General features: G+C 41.1%; 18 protein-coding genes. 6 read left to right on the top strand and 12 right to left on the bottom strand.

Going from position 1 to position 19,090, the window contains the following annotated elements:
- Positions 1–35 precede the first annotated feature (35 nt).
- The 5 genes from G4P69_RS21220 to G4P69_RS21200 all read right to left on the bottom strand — a co-directional run bounded on the left by G4P69_RS21220 (position 36) and on the right by G4P69_RS21200 (position 4,826).
- A complete protein-coding gene (locus G4P69_RS21220) occupies positions 36–536 on the bottom strand; it encodes a CGLD27 family protein (protein ID WP_208338886.1) in 501 nt (166 codons plus the stop codon).
- Entirely contained in the window at positions 533–1,000 is a 468-nt protein-coding gene (gene rsfS, locus G4P69_RS21215; protein WP_208338885.1) for a ribosome silencing factor, read from the bottom strand. The genes G4P69_RS21220 and rsfS overlap by 4 nt, the downstream gene beginning before the upstream one ends.
- A 138-nt stretch (positions 1,001–1,138) precedes the next feature.
- On the bottom strand, positions 1,139–1,726 hold the full coding sequence (yqeK, locus tag G4P69_RS21210) for a bis(5'-nucleosyl)-tetraphosphatase (symmetrical) YqeK (protein ID WP_208338884.1): 588 nt from the start codon (positions 1,724–1,726) through the stop codon (positions 1,139–1,141).
- Positions 1,727–2,000: 274 nt separating this feature from the next.
- On the bottom strand, positions 2,001–3,278 hold the full coding sequence (locus G4P69_RS21205) for a WcaI family glycosyltransferase (RefSeq protein ID WP_208338883.1): 1,278 nt from the start codon (positions 3,276–3,278) through the stop codon (positions 2,001–2,003).
- A gap of 522 nt (positions 3,279–3,800) precedes the next feature.
- Positions 3,801–4,826, bottom strand: a complete 1,026-nt coding sequence (locus G4P69_RS21200; RefSeq protein ID WP_208338882.1) for an exopolysaccharide biosynthesis polyprenyl glycosylphosphotransferase — start codon at positions 4,824–4,826, stop codon at positions 3,801–3,803.
- Positions 4,827–5,045: 219 nt separating this feature from the next.
- Between G4P69_RS21200 and G4P69_RS21195 the strand changes: the two genes are divergently transcribed.
- The gene (locus tag G4P69_RS21195) at positions 5,046–5,840 is read left to right on the top strand and encodes a 7-carboxy-7-deazaguanine synthase QueE (RefSeq protein ID WP_208338881.1); all 795 of its coding nucleotides are present in this window, start codon (positions 5,046–5,048) and stop codon (positions 5,838–5,840) included.
- Between the two features lie 57 nt (positions 5,841–5,897).
- On the opposite strand, the gene G4P69_RS21190 is transcribed toward G4P69_RS21195, so the two are convergent.
- Positions 5,898–6,542, bottom strand: a complete 645-nt coding sequence (locus G4P69_RS21190; protein ID WP_208338880.1) for a DUF3318 domain-containing protein — start codon at positions 6,540–6,542, stop codon at positions 5,898–5,900.
- Between the two features lie 607 nt (positions 6,543–7,149).
- On the opposite strand from G4P69_RS21190, the gene G4P69_RS21185 reads away from it, so the two are divergent.
- Positions 7,150–8,169, top strand: a complete 1,020-nt coding sequence (locus G4P69_RS21185; RefSeq protein ID WP_208338879.1) for an alpha/beta hydrolase — start codon at positions 7,150–7,152, stop codon at positions 8,167–8,169.
- Between the two features lie 109 nt (positions 8,170–8,278).
- Here the strand turns inward: G4P69_RS21185 and G4P69_RS21180 are convergent, their stop codons facing one another.
- From G4P69_RS21180 to G4P69_RS21165, 4 genes are all read right to left on the bottom strand, one after another.
- Positions 8,279–9,679, bottom strand: coding sequence for a ferredoxin:protochlorophyllide reductase (ATP-dependent) subunit N (locus tag G4P69_RS21180; RefSeq protein WP_208338878.1), 1,401 nt, complete (start codon positions 9,677–9,679; stop codon positions 8,279–8,281).
- 103 nt (positions 9,680–9,782) lie between these two features.
- Positions 9,783–10,505, bottom strand: a complete 723-nt coding sequence (locus tag G4P69_RS21175; protein ID WP_208338877.1) for a DUF5331 domain-containing protein — start codon at positions 10,503–10,505, stop codon at positions 9,783–9,785.
- A gap of 30 nt (positions 10,506–10,535) precedes the next feature.
- Positions 10,536–11,402 (bottom strand): ferredoxin:protochlorophyllide reductase (ATP-dependent) iron-sulfur ATP-binding protein, encoded by an 867-nt coding sequence (bchL, locus tag G4P69_RS21170; protein ID WP_208338876.1) that lies wholly within the window; start codon positions 11,400–11,402, stop codon positions 10,536–10,538.
- A gap of 548 nt (positions 11,403–11,950) precedes the next feature.
- On the bottom strand, positions 11,951–12,190 hold the full coding sequence (locus tag G4P69_RS21165; RefSeq protein WP_208338875.1) for a TIGR02450 family Trp-rich protein: 240 nt from the start codon (positions 12,188–12,190) through the stop codon (positions 11,951–11,953).
- Between the two features lie 673 nt (positions 12,191–12,863).
- On the opposite strand from G4P69_RS21165, the gene G4P69_RS21160 reads away from it, so the two are divergent.
- The 3 genes from G4P69_RS21160 (at position 12,864) to G4P69_RS21150 (ending at position 15,565) form a co-directional block, all read left to right on the top strand.
- On the top strand, positions 12,864–13,358 hold the full coding sequence (locus G4P69_RS21160; protein WP_208338930.1) for an NUDIX domain-containing protein: 495 nt from the start codon (positions 12,864–12,866) through the stop codon (positions 13,356–13,358).
- Between the two features lie 344 nt (positions 13,359–13,702).
- The gene (locus G4P69_RS21155; protein ID WP_208338874.1) at positions 13,703–14,551 is read left to right on the top strand and encodes an alpha/beta fold hydrolase; all 849 of its coding nucleotides are present in this window, start codon (positions 13,703–13,705) and stop codon (positions 14,549–14,551) included.
- Between the two features lie 150 nt (positions 14,552–14,701).
- A complete protein-coding gene (locus G4P69_RS21150; protein WP_208338873.1) occupies positions 14,702–15,565 on the top strand; it encodes a DUF6671 family protein in 864 nt (287 codons plus the stop codon).
- Between the two features lie 56 nt (positions 15,566–15,621).
- Here the strand turns inward: G4P69_RS21150 and G4P69_RS21145 are convergent, their stop codons facing one another.
- Both G4P69_RS21145 and G4P69_RS21140 read right to left on the bottom strand, forming a co-directional pair.
- The gene (locus G4P69_RS21145; protein WP_208338872.1) at positions 15,622–16,296 is read right to left on the bottom strand and encodes a hypothetical protein; all 675 of its coding nucleotides are present in this window, start codon (positions 16,294–16,296) and stop codon (positions 15,622–15,624) included.
- A 94-nt stretch (positions 16,297–16,390) separates the two neighbouring features.
- Positions 16,391–17,200 (bottom strand): pantothenate kinase, encoded by an 810-nt coding sequence (locus G4P69_RS21140; protein ID WP_208338871.1) that lies wholly within the window; start codon positions 17,198–17,200, stop codon positions 16,391–16,393.
- 131 nt (positions 17,201–17,331) lie between these two features.
- Between G4P69_RS21140 and G4P69_RS21135 the strand changes: the two genes are divergently transcribed.
- Positions 17,332–19,056 carry a diflavin flavoprotein gene (locus G4P69_RS21135; protein WP_208338870.1) on the top strand — a complete coding sequence of 575 codons (1,725 nt, stop codon included), beginning with the start codon at positions 17,332–17,334 and terminating at the stop codon, positions 19,054–19,056.
- Positions 19,057–19,090 lie beyond the last annotated feature (34 nt).

The following is a 19,090-nucleotide window of genomic DNA, read 5'->3' as shown; positions in this document are numbered from 1 at the left end:
GAGTTAAGAGTTTTTTACTCGTAACCCCTAACTATTTAGACTAAGTGCCAAACTATAGTACCAGCAACGAACAACGCCGCCAAGCCTGCAAAAGTAATTTCCAACCTCCGCATGATCGGTTGAATTTGGTATGAGACAATTAAGCGATCGCGAGTTAACACTTCTTGGGGTTTCATCCAGGTTTGACCGTCGTACCATCCCGACTCTTCATAAAAAATTACCGGACTTGACAGACGCTCGCGAATATAAGACCAACCCAGATACAATCTCAACAGTGCCAACACTACCCCTATGCTTGAGCCTGCGACACTACAGAGAATAAATTGTAGGCTCTGTTTGTGTGGCTGAAAGCTTGTCGCTACTACTGGTGCTGCCAACAGAGCACAAAAACCCCAAATCCATGCTATCGTCGTGAGATATTTACCCCAAGTTAGAGTACAGTCACGAAAAAGCCAGGAAGATTTTAATTCTTCGTACTCGTTTAGTGGTTGTTGTTCAGTAGGAACCGGGCAATTGGACACTGAAGACTTTATCATGTTGTTGCCTTCCCTTCGCTGTCAACAGATGTTGGAAATTCAATACGTGTTCCATGACCCCAAAAGGCTTCTAAATTATAGAACTCTCTTTCTTTGGGCATCATAGTATGAATAATCACTTCGCCGTAGTCTTGTAGTACCCAACTACCCTCTGATTTTCCTTCTACTCTTAAAGGACGGCGGTGCCACTGACTTTGTACTTTTTCTTCTATTGCTTCAGCGATCGCTCTTACCTGCGCCTTCGAGTAGCCGGTTATTAACACAAAGTAATCAGCCAGGTAGGAGACATCTGCTACAAATAGTACTAAGATATCGCCACCTTTCTTGTCTGCCGCTGCATCTGCGATGGTTAAAGCTATTTTTCTGGTCACATCATCGCTGTTACCAGCTGATGTGGCTTTTACTCCATTTTCCGTCAGTGCAAGAGATTGTATTGGGAAATTTGTTTGGAAATAATCAGACATTAAACCTCAGCTGCTTTATATTTTTTGTGACAATTTTTTACAATGATTTACAAACAATAATTTAACTGCAACTGTGTGAATCGTTTCTTAGATCCTAACAAAAAAAACCCGTGCTTACGCGCCTCCGGGTCTAATGAGCTAATTAGATTTCCACTTTTCTATAAACCAATTGCGGGTTGCTATGGCTCGCGGATGAATCAAACAAGGGCTTGAAAGCAAGAATTTGAGAGTGTAATCGCTTGTCTTCCAGACAGCTTGATAAATATTTTGACGACTAATTTCTCGTAGGGCTTGTAATTCAGGGGTGTCGCCGCGTCCTGGCTCTAAGCTGTCTGCCAAGAATACAATACAGCTTAGTAAACTCATGCCTGGTCTACCTAAAGTATGATTAGCGATCGCTTGTAATACTTCTTCATCCTTGACTTCAAATAGATCTCTAGCCACAATGGCACTCACATCTGCATGTAATAGATGGGGATTTGCTTCGAAGACTTCGTCTACATCCAACCCATCTGCTTTCGCCATTTGTAAAAGTCGTTGTGGCTGAAAATATTTGGCCAAATCATGCATTAAGCCTGCTAAGAGTGCTTTTTCTGGATCCAGACTGTAATGTACGGCCAAATCAATTGCCATTTGCTCTACCCTGAGAATGTGATTGACTCTGTTGGGTGGAACATTCTCTTTTAACCAACCTAGGACTTGTTCGCGCGTTTCTGCTCTTTGCACTTGAATAAAGGCTTTAAACTGTAATTTTCCAGATTTCTTTTTATATTCTAAATCAAGAGCAAAGACCTATTTACGTGCTACGTGGGCAAAGGAGAACTGATAAACGCAACAAACGGAACCCCAGTGAAAGTGGTAAACACACTCAGATATCCTTACAATACTGGCCGTTGTTCGAGGAAAAGTTTGGTAAACACTCAAACAGAATAAACATTGTTGTCTAATTCTCGGTTACCCCCTTAATTTCGTTTAACCACCTAGTCAGCTTTTTTTGTTTTTAATGGCGCAAAGCAGTACTGGTAAATTCTGTTGACTCAACTAATGTCTTCTCAGCTATGACAGAGTAAAACAAAGACTCGTATTGGTTTAACGCTTGTTCAAAGGTATATTGTTCAACAGCATATTGGCGGCTGTTATAACCCAGGGTTTTGACTTTTTCTGGATGTTTGTACAAATTCAAAATTGCTTTAGCTAGGGCATGAGGATCTTCTGGAGGAACAACCACTCCACCTCCACTTTGTCTAATAGCCCTTGCTGCAGTGCCATTATCAGGCACAGATCCCACTAATGCACGACCACTAGCAAGTAGCACTTGAATTTTCGATGGCATATTAAAAGATACAACGTTTTTCTTTTGTACCACTAAACCTACATCAGCAGCAGCTAACATTTCTGGCAAATGTTCCCGTGGTTGGAATGGTAGTAGCAAAACATTGTCTGCATTGCTTTGTTGACACTTAGCTTGCAATCGTTCTAGCCCTTTTGCTTCACCAACAATGACAAACTTAATATCTGGAATATCCCGTAGCAAAGAAGCTGCTTTGACTACTGTTTCCAATCCTTGAGTAAGGGCAATGTTACCAGAGTATAACACTACGAACTTACCATTTAAGTTATGGGCAGTGCGGAAAGCATTATTTTCTTTTGCCAAAGGGCGAATAAAATTGACATCAACCCAGTTAGGAATTTGCACAATTTTGCTAGCTGCTACTTTCTTACCGAGTAAGTTGTCTATAAATCCATCAGCAATCACGCTAATTTTTGTAGCGGTGTGGTAGGCGAATTTTTCCAAAAGAGTAAATATGTGGATGAGCAATTTATTTTTCAATAGACCAACGTGGACTGCTGCTTCTGGGAGTATATCTTGAAGATTCAATACTGTAGGGCAATTGTGTAGTAATCCTAAAAGAGCCGTTGGGACGCAGCTTGGGAGAGAGGGTGATGTTGAGAGAATAACATCTGGACGCCAACCCGTTAGGGCTGGTAGAAAACTTGTGACAACGAAGCTAGCATCTAGCAAAATCCGATCTAGCAAATTAGGTTGGGGACGAACCCAAACATAACTACGTTGAATTTGCACACCATTCTTAACTTCGGTTTGATACCACTTGCCTTGATAGTCCTTGTATATCTTACGCTCAGGGTAGTTGGGCATAGCAGTTACTACACGCACTTCATGCCCCCGTTTAACCAATCCCTCTGCTAATTCGGTCATCAGGGGAGCGATTCCAATTGGTTCTGGATAGTAGTTGTATGAGTAAATTAAAACTCTCATAATTAAATTCAGTCAGAAGAAACCTAATTTGTTAAATAACTGTGTTGGTCTTCAACACTTGTGCTGATAGAGCACCTCTATTTGCATTGTCTCTTCAGACTGTCTTATTTTCAGTATTCTTTTTTAAAGATTGTGTAAAAATTAACTTGTGTTCTTAGTTTAAGCGATGATAAATTTGATACTTATTTAGTACATAAAAAAAATTCTGTTATGTAACTTTTACTTAAGTAGAAAGTTGGAAAATTATAAGTTATTGATCATATCGACTCTTACCTTCACTCTGCCCTTGAGAGTGAGGTGAGGAAATGTTTTGCTATTTTTGGACAGAGTAATACCATTTTTATATGAAGCTCCATATATTGACCCCCGGCTACGCCCTCCCCCCTTAGCAAGGGGGGACTACAGGGGGGTAAAAATAATGTGCAGCTTCACAAAAAATTGGTATAAGTTTCAATAAACACATTAAAGAGACACAATCATTTGCTTGTGTCTCCAAATGTTTGGGTATTGTTTCCGGTTAGTCTACACAGCACCACTGTTTTTATTAAGCAGGATGGTTACCGTCTTAAAAATCAGCTTTAGATCATACAGTAAGCTCCAGTTTTTTTGATACTGTAGATCTAGGCGAATAACATCCTCAAATTTACGTATAGTAGACCGTCCATTCACTTGCCATTCTCCCGTCATACCTGGCTTAACATCTAAACGCTGCCATTCTGGAACTTCATAGCGTTCAACTTCATCAGGTGTAGGTGGTCTAGTACCGACTAAACTCATCTCTCCTCTAAGAACGTTCCAAAACTGAGGCAGTTCATCCAAACTAGTTCGCCGTAAAAAACGACCAACTCGTGTAACTCTTGGGTCATTATCAATTTTAAAAAATGCACCTTGAGCTTGATTTTGTTTTTCTAGTTCGGCTTTTCTCGCTTCTGCATCAACATACATGGAGCGAAATTTCCAAATCCGAAAACGCTTACCCATCCAACCACATCGGGTTTGACCGAAGAAAATAGGACCAGGAGCGTCAATTTTAATAGCAACGGTAATGGGGATCAACAAAATTCCTGTAATTACTAAACCTACCAATGCACCAACGATATCTATGAACCTTTTCATCCAAGAGCGTACAGAAGGATGTGTGGTTGGTAGCTGCTCTTCAAGCTGGCGATTTGATGATGGGAGTGTATCAACGTCAGACTCTATTGAAAAAGTATCATTTAACCCTGTAAGATTGAGTACTGCCATGACCTGAGGGGTAACATTCAGCAGTATAAATTCAATTTGTTTTTCTTGAGTAAGTTTATAGTTACTTACCAAGGCTCCTAAACCACTACTATCCATAAAAATAGTCTGGCGAAAATCAATGATGATTTTCTTAGGACATGGTGTGAGCTGGGTTAACTCTTGGCAGGTTTGCTTAAAGCCGACAGCCTCAAGCACGCTCAACCGCTCGGGTACCTGCACTATTGCCGTTTCATTTAGGAACGTAACGGGAAAATCTGCCTCTATGGGTTGGCTAGTCATGAAGCCCTGCACTTTTGTTACCATATAAACATTATCTGCCAGACATTGCTTTGTCCTTGGGAATAACTTAACCGAATCTTTAATCGATAGAATGCGGGATAACCATAAGTTGCTTGGGTAGAAATTGGGGATCAACAGCGAAGATTCACAATAGAACAATAAACCCAAATAAATTTATCGTTGCTAATGTGCCAACGTGGCGAGGGAACTCGTTTACGTTAGCCAAGTTTCATTTATCATCAAATGACCAATAAAACTGCTATAACTCCCAATGCACGCCTGATAGAAGTCTTTTCTGCTATTCAAGGTGAAGGACTGAACGTGGGAACACGCCAAATATTTATTCGGTTTGCCATGTGTGATTTACGCTGTCATTTTTGTGACAGTTCCCATACTTGGGATATACCTCATAATTGTAGGATAGAACGCTCGCCTGGATTGCGTGATTTTGAAATTCACCCAAATCCAGTCTCACTCCCTATGTTATTAGAATGGGTTGAGCGCCAAAATTTATCAGGTCTACACGATAGTATAAGCCTTACTGGGGGCGAACCACTTCTTCATACCCAGTTCTTACTGGAATTTCTACCACAGGTTGGAGCGACTGGTCTACCTATCTACTTAGAAACTGGTGGACACCGTCCAGAACAGCTAGCAATGATCCTGCCCTACCTCGACTCGGTAGGTATGGATTTTAAACTGCCCAGCACTAGTGGAGAAAGCCGTTGGCAAGAACATGCAAAGTTTCTCCAACTTTGCTATGACTCCCATGTAGAGATTTTTGTTAAGATCATTATCTCTCAAACGACAGATTCGACTGAGTTAGAACGCTCGGCTTTGTTAGTAGCGGATGTCAGTCCTACCATTCCAGTATTTTTACAACCTGTTACACCTTTGGAGAAACCTTTTGCTTTTACGGAAATACCTGTTCTGGCACCGTCTCCTCATCAAGTTTTAAATTGGCAAGCTTTGATGAAGAAGTATATCAAGCAAGTACGTGTAGTGCCCCAAACGCATAAAATGTTGAATCAACTGTAGAGGTTGGGGATTGGGGGTTAGGGGTTAGATAACTAACCACTCACCCCTAACCAACTTCTAAATTTCGCCCTCATCTATAGTCCTAGATTTTGCTTTTGCTTTATTAGCACTACGTTTGAGAGCAGAAAGCCGTGCTTCGTATTTAGATCGCTGGCGCTTGCTAGGAGTGGTGTCAATCAACGTTTTTAAGGCACTGCCAAGACTCTTGTAAGCGTTAGCAAGAGTGTAGCCAAAGCGAGTTGCTAATGCGATCGCTTTTTCATCCGCCTCAGTCAATACTTTGATTTGCTTTTCGCCACTATTTTTTTGATACAGTCGCCAGCCTGATACCCCGCACAGAGCCAGAGCCAGCAATAACAGCAATCCATCCTGCACCCACAATTCACCAACAGCGCCACCTAACCCAATAGCTAGGGCAGCCATTTCCCAACCATCTTTGGGAACAGTGTCATTTTGAATGCGGGCGACTTCATGCCAGAACAGCAGGTTACGCTGATCCATTGCGAGCATATCCCATTTCACCAAGTCAATTTGAATTTCTACTTGGTCTTTACCAATCTCTTCGCAACGGATCAGGGGTGGATTAACCTCAGTTGTGCCTTCAACTGTAACCCAACTCTGCAATTCTGGCGGTAGTAAACCTTTTAAACGTCGTAGTTCACTCATTTCAGCTTTAGCAGAGGAGGTTGCATAAGATGTCATAAAAACCTCTTGATACGTTTGGAAACCCAGTATATTGAGGGTATCACTTGGAGTATAGCTATTTCACGAACAACTCGACTTACTCGCTAGAAAAACTTCTCGATTTTTTCATTGATCAAGCCCTGTCGGGGGAGGACATAGGGCTGAGAGTGAGCCCCATAGCTCTTATCCGAGAAGGCGTATAAATCGCTTTTTAACGGACTGGGTTAATGTACATCTAGAAAAAAATATTTTTTTTTCATAAAGAATTTTGGATAATTCCATTATACGAAAAATTTCAACCCCCCTTTGTTAACGAGTAAGTTTACACATCCTAATAAGGATTGGAACACTCTGCTCTGCAATACTTGCTGCGTAAAGCCCTAGGGGCATAGCTGTGCATCGCGCGTCTACTTTGCGCTCATGTCTCGTTTGTGTAATAGATTTAGTAATGAATTTAGCTAGGTAAGATCGTCGCTCTAAAAATAAACTATTTTTTATTATTACGTAATTATTACAGCCGCAAATAATCAGGTATTTCGAGATTTTTTATAATTTTCTGTCCAAAAGTAGATAAGATTTTTTGCTTATTATTCTTTAATGTTGGACAAATTTACAATTGAGTAATATGTCTAATTATTCTAACACCATATCAGAAATCTTACATCAAGCTGATACTCTTGAAAATGCCTTGCCAATACGAAATGAAGCCTGCAGATCAAAATTCTTTTTCCATCCTCAGCCTACTACAAAAGTTTGTCTTTTCTTTCATGGCTTTACTGCCGGTCCTTATCAATTTGAACCTCTAGGAAAAGCCTTTTTTGAAGCTGGTTATAATGTCCTAATACCCTTACAGCCTGGTCATGGTATGGCAGGAAACTGGAATAGCGACAACCCGCCTCCTTTACCCACTGAAGCTCAGATATATCAGGAGTTCGCTATTTCTTGGTTGAAAGTTGCACAAAATTTAGGAGAGCAGGTGATAGTTGGTGGATTATCAAGTGGAGGAACTTTAGCTTCCTGGTTAGCACTTGAATGTGGCCAACAAATTGAAAAGGCACTGTTATTTTCTCCCTACCTAGGTGGAAACAATATAATAGTAGATTTTTTAGTGCAAGTTCTGCCAATTTATTACGAATGGCCAAATAAAGATAATTCTGGCAATCATGGATACGATGGGTTTCTTATGCCCGCTTTGCGCTTGTTCTTAGACATGGGCCAGGGAACTCTTTCAAAGGTAAAAAATAGTAATTCCGGAATACCAATGTTTATAGTTACCAGTGAGAGCGATGAAGTTATTAATAGAAGTGAGTTAAAATCTTTCTTTTTATATCTAATTAAACAGCAACCTAATTCTTGGTATTACAGCTTTGATAAATTTTTTGACATACCCCATACTATGATGACCCAAGCTGAGGGTAATCGATACCAAGACTTACTTATTACGATAGCAAAAGCTTATGTAGAAAGTGGTATTACTTGGCGAGATTTAATCAGGGTTGGCTATCAAATACTCCATGGTAAAACGCTAGAAACTGCTGTAACAGAACTCAATCTAATTCAAGAAGTTTCGCCAGAGTTGTTTGTTTTATTAGCAGTAATAGATAAAAAAACGATTATTGATGCTGATTACCTGCATTTCCTGTAAGTTGGCTACAAGAATTCAATTTATATAAAGAAATGTAAATAAATGCTAGGGTGCGTTAGGCGAAGCCTAACGCACCTTGAATTTGGTTCTCTATTTCAGAGAATTGGGATTAAATCTTGGCTTCTTCCTTAACCAACTTATCCCAGCCCAAATCTTTCAAGCTGTTGTTTCGACGTAGTGGACGAGTCACCAACTCTAGAATATCGCGGGCATTTGTAAAACCGTGAATCTGAGCAAAAGTGAATTCCACAGACCACTTAGTATTAATACCCCGTGCTTCTAGAGGGTTGGCATGAGCCATACCAGTAATAACTAAATCAGGATTCAGTTCATAAATCCGTTGCACCTGGTTATAGTTATCTGGCTTCTCAACGATCTTAGGCAAAGGCACACCCATTTCTTGGCACGTTGTTTCTAGCAATGCCAATTCAGCAGCTTGGTAGCGCTTATCCATGTAAGGTATACCGATTTCTGGAACAGTCATACCGCAGCGCACTAGGAAGCGGGCTAGAGAGATTTCCAGCAAGTTATCACCCATGAAGAACACAGACTTACCACGAATTAGTTTCACGTAGTCTTCTAGGCTTTCCCAAATTTGGGCTTCTCGCTCTGCCAAACCTTGCGGGTTAATATTTAACACAGAACAGATTTTTTCAATCCAAGCACGGGTACCATCAGGACCAATTGGGAAGGGCGCGCCGATGAGTTTGCATTTACGACGACGCATTAAAGTGGTGGCGGTGCGGCTGAGGAAGGGGTTAACGCCAGACACATAATACCCTTCTTCAAGGGTGGGTAGTTCCGTAAAGCGCTTAGCGGGTAACCAACCAGAAACTTTAATACCTTGCTTTTTAAGTTCTAGAGTCAACTGAGTGACGACGGGATCGGGGAGAGAACCAAATAAAACCAGAGGCGGGTGATCGACGTACTCAGATTCTTCTTGGACGACTTCTTCTTTCTTCTTACCAAAATGGAGCAGCTTTTGGATAGCATTGCGCTCGTTTTTCTCTGCTTCCACCACAGGAGCTTTATCAGGACAACGTGAAGCCATAGCAGCTAACACAGTGTCTTCTCCTTGTGTAAAGGCGTAATCTAGACCATTAGCACGAGCTACAACAATGGGGATACCAATTTCAGCTTCTAGCTTAGGTGCTAAACCTTCCAAATCCATTTTGATGATTTCGGTGGTACAGGTACCAATCCATACGATTACGCTAGGGTTGCGATCGCGCTTAATTTGCTCACACAGCCGTTTTAACTCTTGATAATCATTCAGCTGCGCGGAAATATCTCCCTCTTCCAACTCTGCCATTGCATAACGGGGTTCAGCAAAAATCATGACCCCCATTGCATTCTGTAAAAAGTAGCCACAAGTCTTTGTGCCAATCACCAAAAAAAAGCTATCTTCAATTTTTTGGTAAAGCCAAGCCACACAGCTAATTGGGCAAAATGTGTGGTAGTTACCGGTTTCACACTCAAAAGTTAAAGCTTCTGGCTGGACAGCAGTCATTTTGCTATTTTCTCCCCTTAATTCTTAACGATTTTGGATTTGTTAGTAGTTAACGATTAACCACTAACCACTAACAACTAAACCCAAAATCTAAAATTACTAATTATGTGTTGGGGAAGAGACGGGCAATTTCCGAATCATCAAAAGCCCCTGATGGTAATTCTTCTTCCCCTTCTGTTTTACCATTGTGAGGTAATGCTTCCTTACCCCAGACATCTAAAGGGTCATTAAACCCATTGTGATTGGATGCTGTTTGTGTAGAAACTTTGTCATCAACTTCCTGGAATTCATTGACGAAGGAAATATCGCCAAACTCATCCACTGCGTTTAAATTCTCGTTGTTCTGTGTTTGCTGTAACCCAGTTACTTGAGTTTCACCCTCAAAAGACATTGCTCCGATCTCATCTACAAGACTGTTCGGAGGGATAGACTCGTTGTTATAGCCATTTATGTGGGAAACAGTTAATGTTTCATCTTGAGGCTTTTCATCGATGACAACTGCTGACTGTTGCCCGTATTCATCTACATTTGTTTTGGGAAGGAAGCGATTACCAAGAGCTAAATCTGGATCAAAATGTAATTCCAGTACCTCAATTAAGGTATCGGCATCAGGATTTAGTTTGGAAAATGGTAGCATCAACTGTGCTAGCTTAGGTTCTAGCGCATTTACAACTCCCAGGATGAGGTAAGAAGATGGACGCTTGCCACCATCAGGTGTGTAAACTGATTCCACCTGCATATGAACCTTGATCCAGTCACGATTTATCTGGAAAAACTGTAACCACTTTTGCCTTAAGGAGTTTGTAAAACTTTGAAAGAAAGCCATTTTTCCCCCCATCCTGATAAACGGACGATATTATACAATCATCAAGTCTAATTCCTCTTCTGCATTTGTAACCTGTGGTTTATTCGGATTTAAATAGAAATCGGATAACAAAGAGAATAATTCACGGTCTGGAGAGTCGTTAGGTACTACACCTTCCGGACGGGCTAGAATTTGGTCAGCAATGTTTAGATAATAATCGCAAACGTAGTTTAGAGAAGGATCTTTTTCTGCCATTTCAAACAAAGTTTTACCCTTCACACGAGATACCCGAATATCTTCAATTAACGGCAACACTTCCAGAACTGGCATTGGTACAGCTTCGACATATTTTTCAATTAAGTCGCGCTTGGAGGTGCGATTACCAATTAGCCCTGCAAGACGCAGTGGATGAGTTCTGGCTTTCTCCCGTACCGAAGCAGCAATACGATTAGCAGCAAACAAAGCATCAAAGCCGTTATCAGTCACAATTAGGCAGTAGTCAGCATAATTTAGAGGTGCTGCAAAACCACCGCACACCACGTCACCTAGAACGTCAAATAAAATCACATCATATTCATCAAAGGCGTTGAGTTCTTTCAGTAATTTCACTGTTTCCCCCACCACATATCCGCCACATCCAGCACCCGCAGGTGGACCACCAGCCTCAACACAATCCACTCCGCCGTAGCCTTTATAGATCACATCTTCTGGCCAAACATCTTCGTAGTGGTAATCTTTTTCTTGCAAAGTGTCAATAATAGTAGGAATTAAGAATCCTGTAAGAGTGAAGGTGCTGTCGTGTTTGGGATCGCAGCCAATTTGCAGCACCTTCTTACCGCGCTTAGCCAAGGCGACGGAGATGTTACAGCTGGTTGTGGATTTCCCAATACCACCTTTTCCGTAAACTGCTAGTTTCACTGTTGTTTACCTCTTATCGTTTTTTGTCAAACTTGTGGCTTAACCACTTCAGCACTGCCTTATAGGCGATGTGTTACCTCTTCGACTGCCATTATTGTCTAAATCACAGGGAAAATAAAGCAGGTTTCCTATTGAATTACATCAATAAATGGTTAAATATCAAAATAAATTGATATTTATAGAAAAAATTTTAACTTAATTTCTTAAAAAGAATCAAATATCAATTATTCTAAAATTTATATATTAAAAAAATAAAAATAGTTACAAAAGACAAAAATAATGTATAGCCTTTTATCTATGGGTTTCATAGACAAGCTAGACTAATTCCGCAAGGTAAAAGGTCTAATTATCTAGTCGAAGAATATGATCCGCCTAAAATAGGATTCTCATATCCCGAACGTGACTCTAATAGAATTTCAGGCTTATGAGGGAAATTGTGTCGACATGAGTATAGTATAAATACTTATCTAAGTTTGGAACTTATAAGAGTTAGTATTTGCTGCTCGCATTCCAAATAAAGTGATTACTACTTTTGATGTAAAAAATTATTACACTTCTTGTATTTCGTTCAAAGTTTGCCAACCAGGATGCCAGTAGGATCTGTCTTGTAATAATTTCGCGTTAATCCAAAAGCGAACATTGGGATCACAGGACGCTACCATTTCGGCATACACCCACTTACCTTGATTTTTGCGGTTAACAACCTCGAAATGTCGCCAACCATCTACCTTTTGCTGTGCTGTCCATTTAGAACCAACTAGGTAAGGAAATTTCTGCTTCTTAACCATTTGCTTTTTCTCCCCTGCTCCCCTGCTCCCCTGCTCCTTAAATTTTGACTTTTGACTTTTGACTTCCCCGGAGAGGCTGCTCCCTCTTATAACGAAAAAATCCCCGCGCTTGTTAGCCGGGGAATTATTCAAGCTTTTGAGCAAGCAACTTATTCGTTATCAACGGCTGCTGCGCCTTCATCTTCTTCACTCTTCGGCGGTCTTTGTTGGAACCGTCTATTCATGCGTCCTGTTGTAGTCCGTTTACGAAACTTCCGGGCATACGCCTGGTTCCGTAGCGCCTTTTCTTTTTTTGGGTTGCGGCGCTTAGCCATGTTCACCTCATTAATAAACAACGATGTAGCTGTCCCTAGGCATCACGTAAGTAACATCTAGCTACTGAAATATTATTGATGCAGTTTTAGCTTATTTAAGCGACTGCCATATTTAAAACAGCACTATAGTTTAGTGCTCATAAAGTTTAGTTGTCAAGACCTATTGAGAGTAATTTATGGAGAACTCTGAGTTTGGGCCGTTCTCATTCATAAATGGTAATATTGATTTGACCTACGGCAATCCATAGAGTCAAAACCCAAAGCACAAGCATTACTGTATAATACAAGACTTCTAGGTCAGTGTTTATGCAGGTGTAAGTGATAGGGGAATTATGCAGTATAAGACAGAAATTGAAAGATTGAACGTCCTTGCTTTTTTAACTGCTACTGTCCAGTCCACACGTAGCCTATGGCGCTTTGGACAAACCGTGCTAGGCATAATTTTCCGTCATCCCGTACCTGGCACTAGTATCATCCCAATTTTACCTGATGGTCGTATTGTGCTGATCCGACGACGTGACAATGGCTGTTGGGCATTACCAGGAGGTATGGTCGATTGGGGTGAAAATGTCGAAAGTACTGTTCGGCGTGAGTTGATGGAAGAAACTGGTTTAGAGTTGGTGAATATTCGGCGCTTGGTTGGTGTTTACTCAGCACCAGATCGAGATCCTAGAATCCATTCGATTTGTATTGTGGTTGAAGCTCAGGTACAGGGAACAATGGAGATTCAGGATTCTTTAGAAGTTATGGAAATTCAGGCTTTTCCTCTAAACAGTTTACCGCCAGAACAAATGTCCCATGACCATAATCAGCAGTTGCAAGACTACTTTAAAGGCTTGACAACCCTGGCTTGAGATGATAATCACAGGGAGTGGGGTATAGGGGGTAGGGGAGCCAGTGCGTTGGGCGGCTCTGCCGACTTATAGCACCTGGCGTTGTAGGCGAAATCCGAATTTGGCTTCCCTACACCCAACCCTATAAATCCATTTTTGTCCTACACCCCACACCCTACAACGCCAGATTCCTACGCCGGTAAACCCGGCTGCAGAACTGGCTCCCCTACACCCTACCCAGTGGCTGGCTTTCTGAAGAACAGTTAATCTTGATTTCTAATTTGACTTAGGTGGTTTTCGACTTTGTTCGTTAATTTGATAAAGGCTAGAATCTCCTAAGAATTTGCTATTCAAGCTCTTAAAAAATGGAAGCAGTATTACGCAACTCCCGGAGAAAGCTATCTCAAGGACTCTTATTCTGGCGCGAGGTTGGTAAAGGAACACCAGTAATTTTTTTACATGGTGCTTGGAGTGACAGTAGTCAATGGGTATCGGTAATGGAGTTTCTTTCACACGACATCCATTGCTTTGCGCCCGATTTGTTTGGGTTTGGTGAGTCAGATTATCCTAACATTCATTACTCAATTGATTTACAAGTTGAGTGCTTAGCTGAGTTCTTACAGGCTTTGAAGCTAGAAAAGGTATATTTGGTAGGACATTCCCTCGGAGCCTGGATTGCTACTAGCTATGCTTTGAAGTACCCAGAAAAAGTTTACGGTTTGGTACTGCTAGCACCAGAAGGCGTACCAATAGAAGGACAAAAAAAGCGTTGGCAAACAATGAGGCTTCTAGTCAACCTTCCAACAGTCTTGTTTCAATTTTTGCGACGCCTTCGCCCATTGACTAAAGTATTCGGTTGCGATCGCCAAATTGAACAAAATTGGCAATTTCGCCAGTTAATACTACAACATCCTACAGGCTGCCAGCTATTATTTCAACGCCAGCAACCAGAAATTGAAGCAGAATTACTTGACAAGCAATTATACTTAATTATATTCCCTGTTTTGATTGTGCAAGGCGGTAAAGATGCACCAGAAGCTTTAGCCTTAAGTCAAGCGTATGCTAAAAAAATTCCTACAGCTTCGTTGAAAATGATTCCCCATGCAGGAAGTGATCTCTCCGAGTCTTGCGCCGAGTTGGTAGCTGATGACATTCGGGATTTTATCAAAGTTCAGCAAACCCCACATCTAGAATCTGAATATTTACAACCCTAGTACAGCGCGGCGTAAATAAGCATACCATTCAAAATCTCTGAAAAGCCTACACTGTATTCCTAACAGAATTTTGAATTCCGCCTTGCGGTACTAGACTCTTTATATTTTTTAACCTCTGCTCCTTCTAACCCTTGTGCCCTCACTTTCGTCATGAAAAATCAGCAAATGTTTAGTAATCGAGTAGGAATACTGGCTACTATGCATCAAAAAGAGAAGATCATTGCACCTCTTTTGAAGAAAGAATTAGAGCTTAATGTTGTAGTACCGCCAGATTTTAATACTGATGTTTTTGGTACATTTACTAGAGAAGTTGATCGTCCTGGAACGCAAGTTGAAGCGGCTAGATTGAAAGCAGAAAAAGCGCTTGCTATTACAGGTGAATCTTTGGCAATTGCCAGTGAGGGTAGCTTTTTTCCTCATCCTAGTTTACCTTATATTTCTAGCAATAAAGAAATTGTTGTTTTGCTAGACAAAAAGAATGATTTAGAAATTATTGGGGAGGAATTTTCCATAGATACTAATTATAATCATCAGCTTGTTCAAAGTGTTGAAGAAGCTTTTGATTTTGCTAGAAAGGTAGGGTTTCCTGAACATGCTTTGATTGTCTCTTTTTCCCCATCACCGAAAGATAATAGTGAAATAGTCAAAGGTATTGTTACAGAACAACAACTTGTAGAAGCTGTAAATTTTTTCCTGGCAAATTCACCAGATAAAAAAGCCCACATAGAAACAGATATGCGGGCAATGTATAACCCTACAAGGATGAAAAATATAGAAAAAGCTACTCGTAATTTGTTATCTAAAATTAACAGCTTTTGCCCAAATTGTTCAACTCCTGGTTTTGAAATAACTCACAGAATTCCAGGATTACCATGTGCAGGTTGTTATACCCCAACTCTTTTAATTCATGCCGTAAAGTACCAGTGCAAAAAATGCACTTTTACTCAAGAAAAATTATTTCCAGATGGCAAAGAGTATGCTGATCCAGCACAGTGTATGTACTGTAATCCTTGAAATTACATGGAGTTTATAAAACTCTTACACCACAACTGCCACACATAATTTAATGGCTAATAACGGTTAATCGCCAAGCTAGAGTTTAAAGTTAACTGCAAATCTCTATTGGGGTAGATAAGCACTACTTCTCTACGTTTAGTACCTCTCAATAGTGTTCCTCCTAGCGCACCTACGGCTCCACCACCCAAAATTTCTCCAATTCTTATTCGTCCGCCAAATATTCCCCCCAACAAAGCTGCTGCTCCAGCACCGACTACAGCGCCTTTAGCGATGTCGGAATCGTTTTTGCTACTGATTGTTCGTCTTCTATCTACAACTTTAGAGGTAGCATCAATGGATAAACGCTGATCATTATTACGAAGTATAAGTGTTCGCGCTACAAACTGAGTACCACCTGACACTGGTTCCAGTTCACCCTCAATCTTGCTATTAGCGGGAATAGCAATTTGACCTGAGCTTGTACGAATGTTTTCTGCTACAGTCAAAGTCAAAGATTGTCTTTCGTCAGGAGTAAGAAGTACTTTCTCTGCTTTGTTGTATCTGACTGGAATTCTGCTTCCATCTCTAAGTACAAGGCGATCAGACTGAGCAACTTTTTGCCCGATAGCATCTAGCTTGGTTGCTGCTACAACAGGATGAGAACGGAGAATTTCTAGATTTACAGTTGAGATTGTTGCTAATGTTATTAATACGAGAGTTTTATACTGCCAGCTTTTGGAAATAAACATCTATAAGACACTCCTGATGAGTTAATAAACCCATCTCAAATATAAAGGCGATAGCTAATCGTTGTCACAAGCCTATCGGCTTAAATTATGTCTACTACTTTGGGAACGGAGACAATTGTCGCATTCCTAAAAATACTAAATTTGCTTCTATTTTCAAACGTTCAGCAATATCAGGAGCTTCATATTGGAGATAATTTAGTAGGAAAATACGATCGCCACCAGTCACGACAACATTACCTTCAGCAAACAACTCCCACCAAGCCTGAATGAAATCTTTAACTCCAGCTACTATCGTGTAGATGACTCCACTGTGTATCGCTTCTTGAGTATTTAAGGCATATCGCTTAGGAAGTTGCTGAGGTAGGGTAACATTTGGTAACTGTCCTGTTCTTCCCCCAAGAGTCGCAAACTGTAAACCGAATCCTGGAAGAATTGCTCCTCCAACCAAACAACGTTTAGAATCTGCACCTGTGAAAGTTAGTGCTGTCCCAGCATCAATCACCAGTACAGGAAAAGACCAATTTTGACCAGCACCCCACAAAGCTAATGCACGGTCAATTCCTAATGTAGGATACATACCCTCAAGAGGCACTTGCTCTAGAGTTATAAGCTGAACATTAGGGTAAGTTTGCCAAAGTCGCGTTTCACTAGGAACTACAGAGGCTAGGTACAGTGGGAGTGGGAACTCAGGAGTTGTGGTGATTAATTTTTCTGTACCTATGTCTCTTCCTCGTTGGATTGGTAGGAAAATTTCTGGTGGTAAGTCCTCTAGGGTTTGACTTTTAGCTAGCTGTTCAATAACTGCTTCTGGAAGATAATCTGTATCCCAAGCACAAACTATTGCTTTGTCAACAAACCATGACCAATGCAGGCGGGAATTACCAATCATCAAGCCTAACCACATCTTGCGTTACTTGACTATCTAGTGTTTTGTTTTTTTTAACTTGGCTATAAATAAATTAATAATTCTTTACATCTAAAGTTATGTAAAGATACAATTAGAGAAAAAATACTCATTTAATAAGGAGGGGGTTTATGGTAGCGCTAACTGAAAAGACCAAGAAAAGGCTGACCATACAGACAGCAGAAATTGCCGAAGACACAACGGCAATTCGCTCTCTCGACTGGGATCGCGATCGCTTTGACATAGAGTTCGGTCTACAAAACGGTACTACTTACAACTCATTTATCATACGCGGTGAAAAGAATGCACTCGTTGATACCTCCCACGAAAAGTTTAGGCAATTATATTTAGATACCCTCAAGAATCTAATCGATCCAACAGAGATTAGTTATTTAATAATCAGCCATACCGAGCCGGATCACAGTGGTTTAGTCAAAGATGTTTTACAACTAAATCCCGATATCACCGTTGTTGCATCCAAAGTAGCAATCCAGTTTCTGGAGAATATGGTGCACCAGCCATTCAAAAAGCAGATTGTGAAGAATGGCGATCGCCTAGATTTGGGTAATGGACACGAGATGGAATTCGTGATTGCACCAAATCTACATTGGCCCGATACCATGTTCTCCTATGACCATAAAACCCAAATTTTGTTCACATGCGATGCTTTTGGGTTACATTATTGCTCTGATAGCACCTTTGACAAAGACCTAAAAGCTATTGAGGAAGACTTTCAATTTTACTATGAATGCCTGATGGCCCCAAATGCGCGGTCAGTATTATCCGCCTTGAAGCGGATGGGCGAACTAGAAAAAATTGGAATGATTGCCACAGGTCATGGCCCATTACTATACCACAACGTTGATGAATTAACCGGTCGCTATCGTACTTGGAGCCAAACACAAGCGAAGGCAGAAACGACTGTCGGCGTATTTTATATTGCAGATTATGGCTACAGCAAGCCTTTAGCTCAAGCGATCGCCTATGGGATCACAAAAACTGGCGTTGCTGTAGAAATGGTAGATTTAGGTAGCTCTATTGATTTACAGGAATTGCGGGAATTTGTCAACCGGTGTGCAGGAATTGTCATCGGAATGCCTCCAACTTCAGCGGATGCGAGTGTCGAGTCTGCTATTAGCACGATTTTAGGATCTGTTGAAGAAAAGCAATCTGTAGGGTTGTTTGAGTCAGGTGGTGGCGATGACGAACCAACTTACACTCTGCTGAGTAAATTCCGGAATTTAGGTTTAATACCAGCATTTCCAGCAATTCAGATTAAACAAACTCCAAGCGAAGCAACTTACAAGCAGTGTGAAGAAGCAGGAACAGACTTAGGACAATGGTTAACAAGAGATCGCAGCATTAAACAGATGAAGTCTCTTGGAGCTGATCTTGACAAAGCATTAGGTAGAATTAGTGCTGGATTATACATCATAACTGCCAGAAGAGGCGATGTATCCAGCGCGATGCTTGCCTCTTGGGTAAGCCAAGCTAGCTTCCAACCCATAGGAATATCCATTGCAGTTGCCAAAGATAGAGCAATTGAATCACTGATGCAGGTTGGCGATCGCTTCGTTCTGAACGTTCTTGAAGAAGGGAACTACCACATCTTAATGAAGCACTTCCTCAAACGCTTCGCTCCTGGTGCTGATCGTTTTGAAGGAGTCAGAACTCAGCCAGCGGAAAATGGTGCGCCCATCCTAACCGATGCCCTCGCCTATATGGAGTGTGAAGTTGTTAGCAGGATGGATGGCGGCGACCACTGGATTGTTTACAGCACAGTCTATGCAGGACGAGTAAGCAAACCAGATTCACTAACAGCCGTCCACCATCGTAAAGTTGGAAATCACTATTAGATGGGCAAGGGGCAATGGGCAATGGGCATGGGGC

The sequence above is a fragment of the Aetokthonos hydrillicola CCALA 1050 genome, assembly GCF_017591665.1.
GTDB lineage: Bacteria > Cyanobacteriota > Cyanobacteriia > Cyanobacteriales > Nostocaceae > Aetokthonos > Aetokthonos hydrillicola.
Note: the sequence above shows the minus strand (reverse complement) of the source record. Positions and strands in the feature narration are given on the sequence as shown.